This is a genomic window from Mycobacterium sp. P4_H6 (assembly GCF_056400845.1).
Window position 1 is genome coordinate 54,579 of record NZ_JBFUKN010000018.1, and the last position, 15,754, is coordinate 70,332.

Consider the following 15,754-nt stretch of genomic DNA (forward strand, 5'->3'; position numbering starts at 1 on the left):
GGCGTAGATTGGCCGTTCGGGAACGGAGGTGCGCATGCAGCAGCGCGGGTTCGGTGACCTCGAGGCGACCGTGATGGACCGGGTGTGGGGCCGCGAGGACGGCGTCACCGTGCGTGAGGTCTTCGAGGAACTCACCGACGCGCGCCAGATCGCCTACACCACGGTGCTGTCCACCCTGGACAATCTGCATCGCAAGGGCTGGGTGCGGCGTGTACGCGAAGGCAAGGCCTACCGGTACTGGGCGACGATGACCCGTGAGGAGCGCTCGGCCAACCTGATGCGCGCCGCGTTCGAGTCAGGCGGCAAGCCCGAGGCGGTGCTGGCGTTCTTCGTCGAACAGATGTCGGCCGACGAATCCGCGCAACTGAAGGCGGCGCTGCGGTCGTCMGGTACCCAGAAGCGCCGCCGATGACCGCCGCGGTCTACCTGCTGGCCTACGGGGCGCTGGTGACCTGGCTGGCGCCGCCACTGTTGGCCAGGCTCACCCGCCGCGGGCTGAACCCGCAACTGGGAGTGGCGGCCTGGCTGACGGCCATCGTCGGTGTACTGGCGGCATGGGCGGTGGCGATATCGCTCATCGTGGTCAACGGGTTACGCGGACTACCGGATTCACCGGTGCTGGTCGTCTGCCTGGAACTGCTCGGGATCCCCGAACAGGTCGCCACCCCGGGGTTGCCGGGCCTGTTGCTGGTGATCGCCGCCGGTGTGGTCCTGACCGCTGCGGTGAGCATGAAGGTGGGACGCGCGGTGCGGGGGTCCCGCGATCGCAGCCATGATCACGCGCACGCCGCCCGGTTGGTAGGTCTGCCCACCGATCGGCCGGATGTCTTTCTGCTCGACGCCGAACGGCCCGCCGCATATTGCGTGCTCGGGCGCCCGAACGCGATCGTGGTGACCACCGCAGCCGTGCAGCGCCTTACCCCATCGCAGCTGAATGCGGTGCTGGCCCACGAAGACGCGCACATCGCAGGCCGTCACCACCAGGTACTGATGTTCTTGCGGGCCTTGGCCGCAACACTGCCGCGTCTGCCGCTCTTCCCGCGCGGTGCCGCGGCGGTGGGTGACCTGCTGGAAATGTGCGCCGATGACGCCGCCGCTCGACGGCACGGCAGCCGGGCGTTGGTCGCGGGAATGCTCGAACTGGCCGGACCGGTGCAGCCGGCAGGTCTGGCGGTCGGCGCAAGCGCAATCGCCGTGCGTGCCAATCGGCTACTCGTGCCGGCGGGCCGGGGGAGTCTGCAGCGTCACCGGTTGCTGGCGTGGGCGACCATCGCCGTGACGGCCGGCGCACCCGTCGTCATCAACCTGATCTGCCATCACTGATAACCAGGTGAGACGGCTGGTCAGGCGGCGGCGTTGCCCGCTTTCCACTGCTCCCACGGGATGTTCCAGTCGCCGAGACCGTCGGTGCCCGGCAGCGTCGGCCCGACGGTGTTCACCACCTCGACGATATCCCCGCGTTTGGTGTTGTCGTAGAACCACTTCGCGTTCTCGGTGCTGGCGTTGAGGCAGCCGTGGCTGACGTTGGCCCGGCCCTGACTGCCCACCGACCAGGGAGCGGCGTGCACGAAGATCCCGCTGTAGGACATCCGGGTGGCCCACTTGACCTCAGTGCGATACCCGTCGGGTGAGTTCACCGCCACGCCGTAGGTCGACGAATCCATCACCATGTCCGCCAGGCGTTCGGCCACGATGTAGGTGCCGTTGTCGGTGGGTGTCTTGTCCTTGCCCATCGAGATCGGCATCGTCTTGGCCACTTCGCCGTTGACGCGCACGGTCAGCGTCTTGGTGGCGTCATCGGCGGTGGCGATGACCTCGTCGCCGATGGTGAATCGGGTGGTGGCATCGTCCTGGCCGAACAGGCCATCGCCGAGATCCACGCCGTAGGTCTTCACCTGCACCTCGACGATGGTGCCGGGTTTCCAGTATTGCGCGGGCCGCCAGCGGACCTCGCGGCCGCTGAGCCAGTAGAACGCCCCCTCGACCTCCGGGGTGGTGGTCACGGTGATGGCGCGTTGCGCGGCCACCCGATTGGGGATGACCTCGTCGAAGGTCACCGAAATGGGCTGGCCCACACCGACCACCGCGCCGTCATCGGGCATGACGTAGGGCATCGCCAGATTCTGCGGGGAGTGTGTCTCGAAGGTCGCGCTGGTGTGGGTCACCCCGCCCAATCCGAAGGCGTCGGCGTCGAGCGTGTATTCCTTGTTGTAGCCCAGTGGTTCGGCGGAACGCCAGGAGACGCCGTCGGCGCTCAGTTCGCCGTCGACGACCCGGCCCTGGGCATTCACCAGTCTCACCTCGCCGAGCACGCCGGCCTCGACGCTGACGGTCACCGGTTCCTCCACCGACACGCCGATGTCGCCGTCGGTGACCGAGGCCTGCAATGTCGGTACCAACAAGTCCCCGTACGGCGTGCCCTTGTCCGTCACCGTCTGTGCTTGCGGCGGGGCCGGTGCCGAGGTGCAGGCACTCAACCCCAACACGACCGCCACGACGGTCAGCAGAGCCAGAACCGCGGTTGCCGATGTCGCCCGCCTCATCACAGTGTTCCTGCCGTCCGTCGAAGTGCCCTTGCGCTAACATCCTACGTAGTAACTACGTAGATGCACGTCAACGCGTGTGCGGGGCGACGCGAGCGGTGCATCGGGGAAGAGAAACCGTGTTGAAGACCCGCGCCGGCCGCGCCTGGGTGACCGCATTCGCCGTCCTGGTGATCCTTGCGGTGGGTGTCGTGCTACTGGCCACCCGCGGCGAGGACGATCGCGACGCGCAGGCATCCGACACCGGCGCGGTGCAGGTGGTGCGCGACAGCAGCCACCGCCTGAACGCTCCGCAGGACGCGACCGTGACATTCGTCGAATTCCTGGACTTCGAATGCGAGGGCTGCCGGGCCGCCTATCCGATCGTCGAACAGCTGCGCATCGACTACGGTGACCGCGTCGAGTTCGTGCTGCGGTACTTCCCCTTGTCGGGTCACTTCAACGGCGAACGCGCCGCGCGTGCCGTGGAAGCCGCGGCGCAGCAGGGCCAACTGGAAGCGATGTACCGAAAGATGTTCGACACCCAGGCCGAATGGGGTGAGCAGCGCGTCCCTGCCGATGRCGTCTACCGCGGTTTCGCCGGCGATCTCGGCCTGGACCTGGCGGCCTTCGACGCCGCCTACAACGACCCGGCCACCCTGGAACGCATCCGGGTCGACCAGCGTGACGGCGAAGCGCTCGGCGTGATGGGTACACCCACCTTCTTCGTCAATGGCGAGCAGATTCCCGTACAGAGATCAGAAGACCTGCGCAACGCCATCGACAGCGCGCTGGGGTGACGCCCGCACGTGCCCTGGTGGCGGTCTGGATGCTGTGCGCGGGCCTCATCGCCGCTCCGGTGGCCTCGGCGAACTGCGGTGCCTCGGACCCGCAATGTGTGCTGCAACAGCGCATCGCGACCGCCGAGAAGTACGTCGCGACCCGACCGGGAACGGTCGGGTTCGTGCTGCGTGACCGGGTCACCGGCGCGCGGTACCGCAACGCCGCGGCGGGGACACCGATCTGGACCGCGTCGACGATCAAACTGGCGATGGTGGCCGACCTGCTCACCCGCGAACAGGCCGGGACGTTGCGTCTCACCGCGGCAGACCGGGATCAGATGGCCGCAATGCTGCGCAGTTCCGACAACGAGGCCGCCGACTCACTGTGGTCGCGCCACGGCGGCACCGACAACGTGTTCAATACGAACTTCGCTCGGTTCGGGATGAAAAGCGTGCGGCCCCAATCCGGTTTCGGTGACGTCTATCCGTACTGGGGCTTTCAGAAGGGCACCGCCGACGATTTCGACGCCTTGATGAACTATGTGCTCACCGGTCTCACGCCGGCCAACGCGGCAGCGGTGGTCGCCGAGATGCAGCGGGTGGACAGCTCGCAGCAGTGGGGTGTCTGGGGTGCCGGTGCGGCGATGACGCCGGGCAACAAGAACGGCTGGTCGCAGGAGCAGGGTGGGTGGGTGGTCAATTCCGTCGGATTCGCCGGCCCGGGCCAGCGCTACACCCTGGCCATCATGAACGGTCTCGGTGGCGACGGCGGATACGACGACGGGGTGCAAACGACGACCGAGCTGTCCCGAATTGTGCTGGGACCGTAGGGTTCAGCCCGCCGGCTGCCAGCCGTTCATCGCGGTGTCCATCTGATCGTCGTCGAGAGCGTTCACCGGCAGCCGGGCCTGTCCGTCGCGGTGTCGCAGACCGTCGAGCAGCAACGCGACGTAGCGGCGCCAGAGTTCGGGCTCGACATGGCCGGCCCACTCACTCACGGTGCCGGCCAGCATGCTGAGGATCGGCATATCGGTGTGGTCGGCATCGGCACGCAGATAACCATCGGCGCGGGCGCGGTCGACGAGTTGCGAGATCGGGGGCACCAGCCGAAGCCGCGCGCAGTCGACCGGGTATCCGCCATAGGCGGTGCTGTAGACCATCTCGCGCAGACCGCGATCGGTTGCGGTCAGCTCACAGAGATGTTCGACGAACCACACGAAGCCGTCCCACGAGTTCTGGCGCTGCATGGCCGATTCGGCGAGCGCCACGATCTGCTCGATGGCGTTCTCGAAGATCGCGTCGAGCAGTTCCTGTTTCGTGGCGAAACGCCGATATACGGTTCCGACACCGACATTGGCATGATGGGCCACGTCGTTGAGGGTGGCTTCCAGGCCTCGCTGCGCGAACAGGTCCCGCGCGGCATCGAGGACGCGTTGCCGATTGCGTTCGGCGTCCTTGCGCAACGCGCGGCGGGGCTCGTCGGTGGTGGTCACGGCGGGAACACCTGTGTGATGCTGCCGGTGGCGGCGTGCGCGATGTGATCCCGCTGGGCGGCCACCGCGCCACCGAGCCAGCGCCGCAGGAATTTTCGTAGCTCGGCCGGTGACCGATGGGCGTCGTTGGGCGCGACGAAGAAGGACAGCATGATCCGCAGCGTGAACTCCACCAACTCCTGAAGGCTGGCTTCGTCATAGCCGTGGGCGGCCCAGTCCACGTCGAAACGGTCGACCATGCGCATGCCGATGGCGCGGGCCTCCTCGGAGGTCAGATCCTCGGTGTGGTTGTGCGGGTAGGACTCTGAGAGCAGGATGCCCAGGTGCGGGGTGCGGCTGACCTCGTCGAGGGTGAACAGGGTGCCTTGGGTGAGCGCGTCGGCCGGGTCGTGCAGACCGCGCACGCTGTCGGCGAGACGGTCCAGAAAGGCATCGACCGAACCCATGGCCACCGCGTGCATCAGGGCATCGGAGGTGGGGAAGTAGCGGTAGACGGTCTGGCGGATGATGCCCAGTGAGTTGGCGACCTCGGCGAGGGAGACGGCCGATCCGGTGGCGCTGATCAGATCGACGGCGGCCGTGATGATGCGCTGGGTGGCCTCTTCATCGGTCTGGGGTGGGTTGCCGCCCCACCCGCGCCTGCGTGCCATGACCAACTCCCTCTCGGCGGTACGCGACGGTAGCACGCACACGTCATCATACAGTTAGACGTAGGGGCGTATGATCGTGTGATAGTTTGCGGGCATGACCAACCTCCAAGTGCGCAAGATGCGGTTCGGCTTCGCCGACCACGACGTGCCGTTCCTCTGGAATGAGACCAACCCGGCGTTCTCCGCGATGGCCAATGCGGTGTCATTTCTGGCCATCGCGTTCGAGAAGATGATCGTCACCACGATGGCCGAGGCGAAGCCGCTGCTCACCGACCCGGCCATCGCCGAGGAGGCCGACGCCTTCACACGCCAGGAGGGCCAGCACTCGATGGCCCACCGCCAGCACGCCCGCGGCCTGATCAAGGCCTACCCGGCACTCAAGGAAACCCTCGATGAGGTGATCGCCGCCTTCGACGACCTCGTGGACACCAAGCCGCTGAAGTACCGGCTCGCGTACACCGCCGATCTCGAAGCCACGTTCACGCCCGTCTTCAAACTGATGCTCGATCACGACGACACACTGTTCGCTCCCGGCGATGACCGGGTGGCCTCACTGTTCCTCTGGCACTTCGTCGAAGAGGTCGAGCACCGTAGTTCCGCGCTGATCATCTACGACGGACTCGTCGACGACCCCTGGTACCGGATGCGGGTGGCGCCCTCGATCTTCAAGCACGTCCTCGACGTGGTCCGGTTGGCCTGCGACGGGTTCAACAAACACATTCCGCTGGAGGTGCGCAAGGTCGACGCGGTCTCCACCTTCGCCCTGGAGCGGCGCAAGAACCAGTTCCTCACCCGCATCGGGCGCCGCCCCGACTACGGGCCGCTGGCGAACGCGTTCGCCCACCTGCCCAAGCGCGAGATGGCCACCGCGATGGCAGGCATCGTGCGCAGCCAGATCCCCGGCCACAACCCGGAACACGAAAAGCTGCCCGCGCTGGCCGCGCAATGGTTCGATCGGTTCGACGCCGGATACGACGTCACCAAGTGGTACACGGCCGACAACAAGGAGGCAGCCGATGTCTGACCTGTGCGCACCGACGTTCGAGCAACTGGCCGAACGCCTGGGATTCTCCTGCGCGGAGGCCGGCGGCCTGGTGGAACTTCGCAGCCCGTTCGGTCTTGAGAACTGGACACTGCCGGTGCTGGAACTCACGGTGATCGCCGGCGCGATCCTTGCCCTGGTGTACGCGGTCACCCGACTCCGCCGACACGGAGACGCGACCAATATCGCGCTGTGGTTCGGCGCCATCGCCTATCTGCTGATCATCGAACCGCCGCTGTACTTCCCGGCGCAGTTCGGGATCGCCGAGTACGTCGACACGATGTTCGCGCACAACGTGTTCACCGTGGACTTCCTGTGGGGCCGGCTGCCGCTCTATATCGTCGCGATCTACCCGATGATGGCCACCATCGCTTTCGAGATCGTGAGAACCCTTGGGGTCTTTCGTCGTTACGGCACCCTGGTCGGCGCGGTGTGCGTCGGCTTCGTGCACCACGCCTTCTACGAGATATTCGATCACCTGGGCCCGCAACTGCGTTGGTGGGAGTGGACGCTGGATCACCCGATGAACCAGCCGTTCCTGGACTCGGTGCCGTTGCCCAGCGTCGTGGTGTTCGCCGCGCTCTGGCCGATGTCGCTGGCCTTCTGCGTGCAGTTCTTCGYCGGGCGCCACGCCGACCGGGGCCGGCGGTTCACCGGTCTACAGATCGTGTGGCGCACCGTCGTCATCGGCCTGCTGGCCTCGATCGGCACCGTGCTGCTGCCCGCACCCGCGACGGTCATCGGATCGTTCACCAACGTCACGGTGATGGGTGTGGTGTACGCGCTGGAACTCGTGGTGATCGCCGTCGTCGCGATCCCGGTGATGGTCAAACAGTGGCAGCGGCTGCGCAACACGCCGGCCGGTGCCACCGAGGCGCGGTATACGAACCCGCTGATGGTGCGGTTCGGCGTCGGCTACCTGGCGGTCATGGCAGTGCTCTGGGTGACCGCGCTGCCCGCGTACTTCGGGGCCGTCGACGGCGTCACCGACAACGGGGATCCGGTGGGCAGTCTCTGGTACACCGCACTGTGTTTCGTCATCGCCGGCCTGAGTACCTTTGCCGCGCTGACGGTCTCGGCGGCCCAGACCCAGAAGGTGCCCGCGCGCGTGTCGTGAGCTCGCGCCGAGACGTGGGCTACTCGCCGGTGTAGGTGGTGGGATCCGGGCGGAACCGGGTGCCGTCGTCCAGACCGGTCAGCGCCGCAAGGTGCTCCTCGGCCAGCTCGAAGTCGAACACGTCGAAGTTCTGCGCGATGCGTTCGGCCGAGGTCGAACGGAAAACGACCGCATTGCTCAACTGCAGGTTCCAGCGGATCAGCACCTGGGCGGGCGTCTTGCCGTACTCACCGGCGACCGAGGTGACCGTCGGGTTCTCCAGCAGCTTGCCCACGCCCAGCGGGCTGTAGGCCTGCGTGACGATGCCGTGCTCGGCATGCGCCGCGCGCAGCTCGGTCTGGACCAGTTGCGGGTGCAGTTCCACCTGGTTGACGGTCGGCACCACATAGGTCAGATCGATGATCRTCGACAGATGCTCCGGGGTGAAGTTGGCGACACCGATCGACTTGGCGAGCCCGTCGCTCTGGACGCGCATGAGTCCACCCCAGGTGTCCACGTACTTTCCGCCCTCACCGCCGGGCCAGTGGATGAGGTAGAGGTCGACGTACTCCTGACCCAGGCGCTCCACGCTGGCCCTCGCGGCGTCCTGGGAGGCCTGGAATCCCAGGTCCGCGATGTCCAGTTTGGTGGTGAGGAAGATCTCGGCGCGCGGCACGCCGGAGGCCGCGATGGCCCGGCCGACGCCCTCTTCGTTGCCGTAGGCGGCTGCGGTATCGATAAGGCGGACACCGATTTCCAGTGCGGCCGCGACCGCCTGCTCGGCCTCGGTGTCGGAGAGACCGCCCACTCCGATGCCGAGGGCCGGGATGGTGTTCTCATCGCTCAAACCGATGTTTGGCGCCGCAGCTGCCGATGTCATGTCTACCTAGCCTGTCCAGTTGAAAGTCCGCGGATCCGGTCCCAGTCGGGTGCCGTCGTCGAGTGTCGCGATGGACTCGATGTCCTGCGCGGTCAGCTCGAAATCGAACACGTCGAAGTTACTCGCTATCCGGTCGGGGTTCACCGACTTCGGGATGACGATATTACCCAGCTGCAGATGCCATCTGATCAGCACCTGGGCTGGGGTTTTCCCGTGCGCTTCGGCCACGCCGACCACGGTGGGGTCACTCAGCAACGCACCTTGCCCGAGCGGGCTCCACGCCTCGGTGGCGATACCGAGCTCGGCGTGCACTTCCCGCAACTCCTGCTGGGGGAATCTGGGGTGCAGTTCCACCTGGTTCACCGCGGGCACGATGCCGGTACCGTCCACCAGGGTCCGCAGATGCTCGGGTGCGAAATTGCTCACGCCGATGGAGCGAACCCGGCCCTCGTCACGCAGTGCGGCCAACGCCTTGAACGTCTCGACGAACTGATTGACCTCGGGCATCGGCCAGTGAATCAGATACAGATCCACGTAGTCGACGTCGAGGCGCTTGGCGCTCGCGTCGAAGGCCTTGAGCGCCTTGTCATATCCGTGCTCGGCGTTCCACAGTTTGGTGACGAGGAACACATCTTCGCGCGTCACGCCCTTGTCGGCGGCGGCCTTTAGCGCCTGGCCCACCTCGGGTTCGTTCTTGTAGGCGGCCGCGGTGTCGACGTGCCGGTAACCCGTTGTCAGGGCGGCCTCGACCGCCTGCCGGGTCTCCTCGGCCGGGGTCTGCCAAACTCCCAACCCGACCGTGGGGATGGAATTACCGTCGTTCAGCAACAGCGTGGGATGCGAAAGGCCAGTCATGTCACAGAGTCTGCCAGCACGGCAGAACCCGAGCCCGTTCCGGTTGAAGTTCGCCGAGGTCGCCAGCCGGCTGTCGTTGCCGGTCATGGCGCGAACTCCGGACCCCGTCAAACGGGTCCTGCTGGGCCGACGTTCGATCACCATCGAGGGCAACACGTTGGACACCACCCTGCAGTTGATGCTCAACGCGCAGCAGCTCTCCGGGGTCGGCGGCCTCGTTGCCAGCGACGATGTCGTCGTCGCCAGAAATCAGCTCGACAGCGTCGCCTCCGCGCTGAGCACCCCGGTTGTCGTCCCGGCGCGGGATTTCACCATCCCGGGCCCGGCCGGTGAGCTGACCGTTCGGCACTACGCCGCCGAGCCCGGAGCGCCGCTGCTGGTTTTCCTTCACGGTGGCGGATTTGTGGTCGGCAGCCTGGGCACCCACGACGGTTTGTGCCGGCGCCTCTGCCATGACGCCGGGGTGCACGTCCTGTCGGTCGATTACCGGTTGGCCCCCGAGCACAAGGCGCCCGCCGCCGGCGAGGACTGCATCGCGGCCTACCGCTGGGCGGTGGAGCACGCCGACGAGCTCGGCGCCGATGTTCGACGGGTGGCGGTCGGCGGGGACAGCGCGGGCGGGAACCTGGCCGCGGTGGTCACCCAGGCCGCCCGTGACACCGGGGTGGCGCTGCCGGTTCTGCAGGTGCTCATCTACCCGATGGTCGACCCGGGAGGCGAGACCGTGTCCCGGACGCTGTTCGCCGACGGCTATTTCCTGACCAAGGCAGATATCGACTGGTTCAACACGCACTACATCGACGGCTCCGGTCTCTCGCCGACCGATATCCGGGTGGCCCCGTTGCGGGCCACCGATCTGTCAGGGCTGTCGCCGGCGTTGGTGCTGACCGCGGGGTTCGATCCGTTGCGCGACGAGGGTGCCGCCTACGCCGCGGCGCTCGCGGCTGCGGGTGTACCGGTGGACCTGCGTGAGTACGGATCGCTGACGCACGGCTTCGCCAACTTCTTCCCCCTCGGCGGCGGCAGTGAGGTGGCGCTCACCGACCTGACCTCGGCACTGCGGGCACATCTGAGCCGGTAGGCTGCATCCCGTGGCGAACAAACCGAAGAAGCAGGCCAGCTACGACTTGAAGGCCGCCGACCGCAAGCGCAACCTTTTCGTCCAGATCGGGCTCACCTCGGTCGTGGTGCTCTTCGCAGTCGCGTTGGTGCTCTGGATCGTGCTGTCGGGCGAGACCAAGCCCGAATCCGGCGAGGCCCGCTCGGTCCGCATCGAGTCGAGCAATGTGGTCAAGAAGGACGACGGGATCGAGCCCAAGCTCGTGCTGTCGGTCTACGAGGATCCGCTGTGCCCGCACTGCGGCGCCTTCGAGAAGGCCTTCGGGCCCACCATCAACAAGCTCATCGACGGCGGCGCGATCGCGGTCGACTACTACATGGTCGGCATCCTGAACAGCGCCGGCAACCAGAACTACTCGTCGCGGGCCAGCGGCGCCGCCTACTGCGTCGCCGATGAGTCGACCGAGGCGTTCCGCCGATTCCACGGCGCCCTCTACGCCCAGCAGCCCAGCGAGACCGGCGGCGCCTACCCGACCGACGCGCAACTCATCGAGACCGCGCGCCAGGCCGGCGCCGCGGGCAAGGTGCCCGAGTGCATCGACAAGGGCCGCTACGTCGACATGGCTTCCGGCATGGCCGCCGCCACGGAGATCAATGCCACCCCGACCGTCCGCGTGAACGGCGAGGACTACCAGTACAGCACCCCCGAGGCCCTGGTCGCGAAGGTCAAGGAGATCGTCGGCAACGTGCCGGGGATGCCGTGACGGTAGAAGCGCCTCTCGAGTCGGCCGAGGTTCCGGCCGAGCAGAGCGGGGTGCGCAGGTCCAGCGCGATCGGTGTGCTCATCGCCGGCGTGCTGGGGCTCGCCGCGGCCGCGACGCTGACCGTCGAGAAGATCGAGATCCTGATCGATCCCAGCTACATCCCGTCGTGCAGCCTGAACCCGGTGTTGTCCTGCGGGTCGGTGATGACGACACCGCAGGCCTCGGTCTTCGGGTTCCCCAATTCGCTGATCGGCATCGTCGCCTTCACCGTCGTGCTGGTGACCGGCGTGCTCGCCGTCGCGCGGATCGATCTGCCGCGCTGGTACTGGGCGGGTCTGGCCATCGGCACCGGCCTGGGCGTGGTTTTCGTGCACTGGCTGATCTTCCAGAGCCTTTATCGGATCGGGGCGCTGTGCCCCTACTGCATGGTGGTCTGGGCGGTGACCGTCCCGCTGCTGGTGATCGTCACGTCGATCGCCCTGCGTGCCGACACCGGCACCGGGGTGCTGGGCGCGGTCTACCAATGGCGCTGGTCGCTGGTGGCGCTGTGGTTCACCGCGGTGCTGCTGATGATCCTGGTTCGTTTCTGGAATTACTGGTCGACCCTGGTGTGATTTCTGGCGGCGACGCCGGTGTTACATCCAGGTAACAACAGCGAAGTTAGGGTAGCGCCGTGATTACCAAACTCCTGGTGGCCAACCGCGGTGAGATCGCCATTCGCGCGTTCCGTGCGGCGACCGAGATGAATATCTCGACGGTCGCGGTGTATCCGTTCGAGGACCGCAACTCGTTGCACCGGCTCAAGGCCGACGAGTCCTATCAGATCGGTGACGAGGGTCATCCGGTGCGGGCGTACCTGTCGGTCGACGAGATCATCCGGGTGGCCAAGCATGCCGGCGCGGACGCGGTCTACCCGGGCTATGGCTTTTTGTCGGAGAACCCGGAGTTGGCCTCGGCGTGCGCGGCCGAGGGCATCACGTTTGTGGGCCCGGGCTCGGATGTGTTGGAGCTGACCGGCAACAAGGCACGCGCGATCGCGGCGGCGCGGGAGGCCGGGTTGCCGGTGTTGGCGTCCTCGGAGCCTTCGGCGTCGGTGGATGAGTTGGTGTCGGTGGCGGAGTCGATGACGTTCCCGCTGTTCGTGAAGGCGGTCTCCGGTGGTGGCGGGCGCGGGATGCGCCGGGTCGCGGAGGCATCGGATCTGGCCGAGGCGATCGAGGCTGCCAGCCGTGAGGCGGAATCGGCGTTCGGTGATCCGATGGTGTATCTGGAGCAGGCAGTCATCAATCCGCGCCATATCGAGGTGCAGATCCTGGCCGATGGTGCGGGCAAGGTGATCCATCTGTTCGAGCGCGACTGCAGTCTGCAGCGCCGCCATCAGAAGGTCATCGAGCTCGCGCCGGCACCGAATCTGGACCCGGCGGTGCGGGAGAAGATCTGCGCCGATGCGGTGGCGCTGGCGCGGCACATCAACTATTTCTGCGCGGGCACCATCGAGTTCCTGCTCGATGAGCGTGGCCATCATGTGTTCATCGAGTGCAACCCGCGCATTCAGGTGGAGCACACGGTGACCGAGGAGATCACCGATGTGGATCTGGTGGCCTCGCAGTTGCGGATCGCGGCGGGGGAGACGCTGGATGATCTGGGGTTGAGCCAGGATTCGATTCAGATCCGTGGCGCGGCGATGCAGTGCCGCATCACCACCGAGGATCCGGCGAATGGTTTCCGCCCCGATACTGGGCGGATCACCGGGTACCGGTCCCCGGGTGGTGCGGGTATCCGCCTGGACGGTGGTACCCACACGGGTGCGGAGATCAGCGCGCACTTCGATTCGATGCTGGTGAAGTTGACGTGTCGTGGTAGGGATTTCGCGATGGCCGCGACGCGTGCGCGGCGTGGGTTGGCGGAGTTCCGGGTTCGTGGTGTGTCCACGAACATCCCGTTCCTGCTCGCGGTGCTCGATGATCCGGATTTCCGGGCGGGCCGGGTGACGACCTCGTTCATCGATGAACGCCCGCAGTTGCTGACCGCACACATCCCGGCCGACCGGGGCAGTAAAATGCTCAACTATCTGGCGGATGTGACGGTGAACTCGCCTCACCGGGACCGGATCAGGGTGTATCCGCAGGACAAGCTGCCCACGTGTGATCTTTCGGTGGAGCCGCCGGCGGGCTCGAAGAACAAGCTGGTCGAACTCGGCCCCGAGGGTTTTGCCAAGTGGCTCAAGGATTCTCCGGCTCTCGGTGTCACCGACACCACGTTCCGTGATGCGCACCAGTCGCTGTTGGCGACCCGGGTGCGCTCGTCGGGTCTGCTGGCGGTGGCGCCCTATATTGCGCGGTTGACGCCGCAGTTGTTGTCGGTGGAGTGCTGGGGCGGGGCGACTTATGATGTGGCGCTGCGCTTTTTGAAGGAAGACCCGTGGGAGCGGCTGGCGGCGCTGCGGGAGGCGATGCCCAACATCTGTCTGCAGATGCTGCTGCGCGGCCGCAACACCGTCGGGTATACCCCGTACCCGGAGCTGGTCACCCAGGCCTTCGTCGATGAGGCCACGGCGACCGGGATCGATATCTTCCGGATCTTCGATGCGCTCAACAACGTGGACTCGATGCGCCCGGCCATCGACGCGGTGCGCGAAACCGGCACTGCGGTCGCCGAAGTCGCAATGTCCTACACCGGGGACCTCTCCGACCCGGCCGAGGATCTCTACACCCTGGACTACTACCTGCGCCTGGCCGATCAGATCGTGGATGCCGGGGCGCATGTGCTGGCCATCAAGGACATGGCCGGGCTGCTACGCCCCCAAGCGGCCACCAAACTCGTCTCGGCGCTGCGGGAGCGGTTCGATCTGCCGATTCACGTGCACACCCATGACACCCCGGGCGGGCAGCTGGCCACCTATCTGGCGGCCTGGACCGCCGGCGCGTCGGCGGTGGACGGGGCATCGTCGCCGTTGGCGGGCACCACGAGTCAGCCCGCCCTCTCGGCGATCGTGGCCGCGACCGCGCACACCGAATACGACACCGGCCTGGACCTGGCCGCGGTGTGTGACCTGGAACCGTATTGGGAGGCGCTGCGCAAGGTCTACGAGCCGTTCGAGGCCGGGCTGCCGGCCCCGACCGGTCGGGTCTACACCCACGAGATCCCGGGCGGGCAACTCTCCAATCTGCGGACCCAGGCCGTCGCGCTGGGGCTCGGGGACCGGTTCGAGGATGTCGAGAACGCCTACGCCGGTGCCGACCGGGTGCTCGGTCGCCTGATCAAGGTGACCCCGTCGTCCAAGGTGGTCGGCGATCTCGCGCTGGCCCTGGTGGGGGCGGGCGCGGATGCCGCGGAGTTCGCCGCCGATCCCGACAAATACGACATCCCCGACAGCGTGATCGGTTTCCTGCGGGGTGAACTCGGCGATCCAGCAGGTGGCTGGCCGGAGCCGTTGCGCACCAAGGCGTTGCAGGGTCGCGCCGAAGCCAAGCCGATCGTTGCTCTCGACGCAGCCGACGAGAAGCTGCTGGGTGAGCCCGGACGGACTCGGCAGATGACCTTGAACCGGCTGCTGTTCCCAGGTCCCTCCAGGGAATTCGAGGAGCATCGTGTTCTGTACGGTGACACCTCGCGATTGTCGGCCAATCAATTCTTCTACGGCCTGCGCCACGGTGATGAACACCGCATACAGCTGGACAAGGGTGTCGAGCTGATCGTCGGGCTGGAAGCCATTTCCGAACCTGACGAACGCGGCATGCGCACCGTCATGTGCATCCTCAACGGGCAGCTGCGCCCGGTGCTGGTGCGTGACCGCAGCATCGCCAGTGAGGTCGCCGCGGCCGAGAAGGCCGACAGGTCGAACCCCGACCACGTCGCCGCACCGTTCGCCGGAGTGGTCACCATCGGCGTGGCGACCGGGGAGAAGGTCGATGCCGGGCAGACCATCGCCACCATCGAGGCCATGAAGATGGAAGCCGCCATCACCGCACCCAAGGCCGGCACCATCGAACGCATCGCCGTCACCGGCACCGCCCAGGTCGAGGGCGGAGACCTCCTGGCGGTCGTCACCTGACCCGGATCGTCGCCGGACAGTTCAAGGGACGCCGAATCTCGGTGCCCGCCAGTGGAACTCGTCCGACCACCGACAGGGTGCGGGAGTCGTTGTTCAACGTGCTGCAGGCGCGGATGGATCTCGACGGGATCGCGGTGCTCGATCTGTACGCCGGCTCCGGCGCGCTGGGACTGGAGGCGTTGTCCCGCGGCGCATCCTCGGCGCTGCTGGTCGAGTCCGATCGTCGCGCCGCGGCGGTGATCGAGTCCAATATCGCCGAGCTCGGGGCCAGGGGAGCGGTGCTGCGCCGCAGCCCGGTCGACAAGGTCGTCCAATCCACCGGCAGGCCGGTCGATCTGGTGTTCGCCGACCCACCGTACGAGGTGGATGCCCGCGCCATCGAGCGTGTCCTGGTCGCGCTGCTCGCGAACGGCTGGGTGCGCCCGGGTGCACTCGCGGTGATCGAGCGCGCGGCGGGAGGGCCCGCGATCGTGTGGCCGGACGGCTGGGAGGCCGAGGAGGAACGCCGCTACGGCGACACCCGACTGGAGTTCGGCGTCATCGCGTAGCGTCTTGCA

16 protein-coding genes are annotated in these 15,754 nt (G+C 66.8%); 11 read left to right on the forward strand and 5 right to left on the reverse strand.

What is annotated here, in order from left to right; translation table 11 throughout:
- The first annotated feature begins 34 nt into the window (after positions 1-34).
- Both AC1DTF_RS10110 and AC1DTF_RS10115 read left to right on the forward strand, forming a co-directional pair.
- Entirely contained in the window at positions 35-412 is a 378-nt protein-coding gene (locus tag AC1DTF_RS10110; RefSeq protein ID WP_057166333.1) for a BlaI/MecI/CopY family transcriptional regulator, read from the forward strand.
- A complete protein-coding gene (locus AC1DTF_RS10115; protein WP_477473980.1) occupies positions 409-1,323 on the forward strand; it encodes a M56 family metallopeptidase in 915 nt (304 codons plus the stop codon). Before AC1DTF_RS10110 ends, AC1DTF_RS10115 begins: the two co-directional genes overlap by 4 nt.
- Positions 1,324-1,343: 20 nt before the next feature.
- Here the strand turns inward: AC1DTF_RS10115 and AC1DTF_RS10120 are convergent, their stop codons facing one another.
- Complete coding sequence (locus tag AC1DTF_RS10120) at positions 1,344-2,543, reverse strand: L,D-transpeptidase (RefSeq protein WP_477473981.1); 1,200 nt, start codon at positions 2,541-2,543, stop codon at positions 1,344-1,346.
- A 119-nt stretch (positions 2,544-2,662) separates the two neighbouring features.
- Here AC1DTF_RS10120 and AC1DTF_RS10125 point away from each other — a divergent pair, with 119 nt between their 5' ends.
- A complete protein-coding gene (locus tag AC1DTF_RS10125) occupies positions 2,663-3,322 on the forward strand; it encodes a DsbA family protein (protein ID WP_477473982.1) in 660 nt (219 codons plus the stop codon).
- A 29-nt stretch (positions 3,323-3,351) separates the two neighbouring features.
- Positions 3,352-4,134, forward strand: coding sequence for a serine hydrolase (locus AC1DTF_RS10130; protein ID WP_477474002.1), 783 nt, complete (start codon positions 3,352-3,354; stop codon positions 4,132-4,134).
- A gap of 3 nt (positions 4,135-4,137) precedes the next feature.
- On the opposite strand, the gene AC1DTF_RS10135 is transcribed toward AC1DTF_RS10130, so the two are convergent.
- Together AC1DTF_RS10135 and AC1DTF_RS10140 are read right to left on the reverse strand one after the other, a co-directional pair.
- Positions 4,138-4,797 carry a TetR/AcrR family transcriptional regulator gene (locus tag AC1DTF_RS10135; RefSeq protein WP_477473983.1) on the reverse strand — a complete coding sequence of 220 codons (660 nt, stop codon included), beginning with the start codon at positions 4,795-4,797 and terminating at the stop codon, positions 4,138-4,140.
- Complete coding sequence (locus AC1DTF_RS10140) at positions 4,794-5,447, reverse strand: TetR/AcrR family transcriptional regulator (RefSeq protein ID WP_477473984.1); 654 nt, start codon at positions 5,445-5,447, stop codon at positions 4,794-4,796. Before AC1DTF_RS10140 ends, AC1DTF_RS10135 begins: the two co-directional genes overlap by 4 nt.
- A gap of 94 nt (positions 5,448-5,541) precedes the next feature.
- Here AC1DTF_RS10140 and AC1DTF_RS10145 point away from each other — a divergent pair, with 94 nt between their 5' ends.
- Complete coding sequence (locus AC1DTF_RS10145; protein ID WP_477473985.1) at positions 5,542-6,471, forward strand: metal-dependent hydrolase; 930 nt, start codon at positions 5,542-5,544, stop codon at positions 6,469-6,471.
- On the forward strand, positions 6,464-7,606 hold the full coding sequence (locus tag AC1DTF_RS10150) for a hypothetical protein (RefSeq protein WP_477473986.1): 1,143 nt from the start codon (positions 6,464-6,466) through the stop codon (positions 7,604-7,606). Before AC1DTF_RS10145 ends, AC1DTF_RS10150 begins: the two co-directional genes overlap by 8 nt.
- A 19-nt stretch (positions 7,607-7,625) precedes the next feature.
- Here AC1DTF_RS10150 and AC1DTF_RS10155 read toward each other — a convergent pair whose 3' ends face one another.
- Both AC1DTF_RS10155 and AC1DTF_RS10160 read right to left on the reverse strand, forming a co-directional pair.
- Positions 7,626-8,465: an aldo/keto reductase gene (locus AC1DTF_RS10155; protein WP_477473987.1), complete on the reverse strand. Its 840-nt coding sequence runs from the start codon at positions 8,463-8,465 to the stop codon at positions 7,626-7,628.
- Positions 8,466-8,471: 6 nt separating this feature from the next.
- Positions 8,472-9,320 carry an aldo/keto reductase gene (locus AC1DTF_RS10160; RefSeq protein ID WP_477473988.1) on the reverse strand — a complete coding sequence of 283 codons (849 nt, stop codon included), beginning with the start codon at positions 9,318-9,320 and terminating at the stop codon, positions 8,472-8,474.
- Between AC1DTF_RS10160 and AC1DTF_RS10165 the strand changes: the two genes are divergently transcribed.
- From AC1DTF_RS10165 to rsmD, 5 genes are read left to right on the forward strand one after another with little or no spacing between them, the layout of a single operon-like run.
- The gene (locus AC1DTF_RS10165; protein ID WP_477473989.1) at positions 9,319-10,401 is read left to right on the forward strand and encodes an alpha/beta hydrolase; all 1,083 of its coding nucleotides are present in this window, start codon (positions 9,319-9,321) and stop codon (positions 10,399-10,401) included. The genes AC1DTF_RS10160 and AC1DTF_RS10165 overlap by 2 nt on opposite strands.
- Before the next feature lie 10 nt (positions 10,402-10,411).
- A complete protein-coding gene (locus AC1DTF_RS10170; RefSeq protein ID WP_057166343.1) occupies positions 10,412-11,143 on the forward strand; it encodes a DsbA family protein in 732 nt (243 codons plus the stop codon).
- Positions 11,140-11,757, forward strand: a complete 618-nt coding sequence (locus tag AC1DTF_RS10175; RefSeq protein ID WP_477473990.1) for a vitamin K epoxide reductase family protein — start codon at positions 11,140-11,142, stop codon at positions 11,755-11,757. The genes AC1DTF_RS10170 and AC1DTF_RS10175 overlap by 4 nt, the downstream gene beginning before the upstream one ends.
- A gap of 59 nt (positions 11,758-11,816) precedes the next feature.
- On the forward strand, positions 11,817-15,197 hold the full coding sequence (locus AC1DTF_RS10180) for a pyruvate carboxylase (RefSeq protein ID WP_477473991.1): 3,381 nt from the start codon (positions 11,817-11,819) through the stop codon (positions 15,195-15,197).
- Positions 15,194-15,745: a 16S rRNA (guanine(966)-N(2))-methyltransferase RsmD gene (gene rsmD / locus AC1DTF_RS10185; protein WP_477474003.1), complete on the forward strand. Its 552-nt coding sequence runs from the start codon at positions 15,194-15,196 to the stop codon at positions 15,743-15,745. The genes AC1DTF_RS10180 and rsmD overlap by 4 nt, the downstream gene beginning before the upstream one ends.
- Positions 15,746-15,754: the final 9 nt, after the last annotated feature.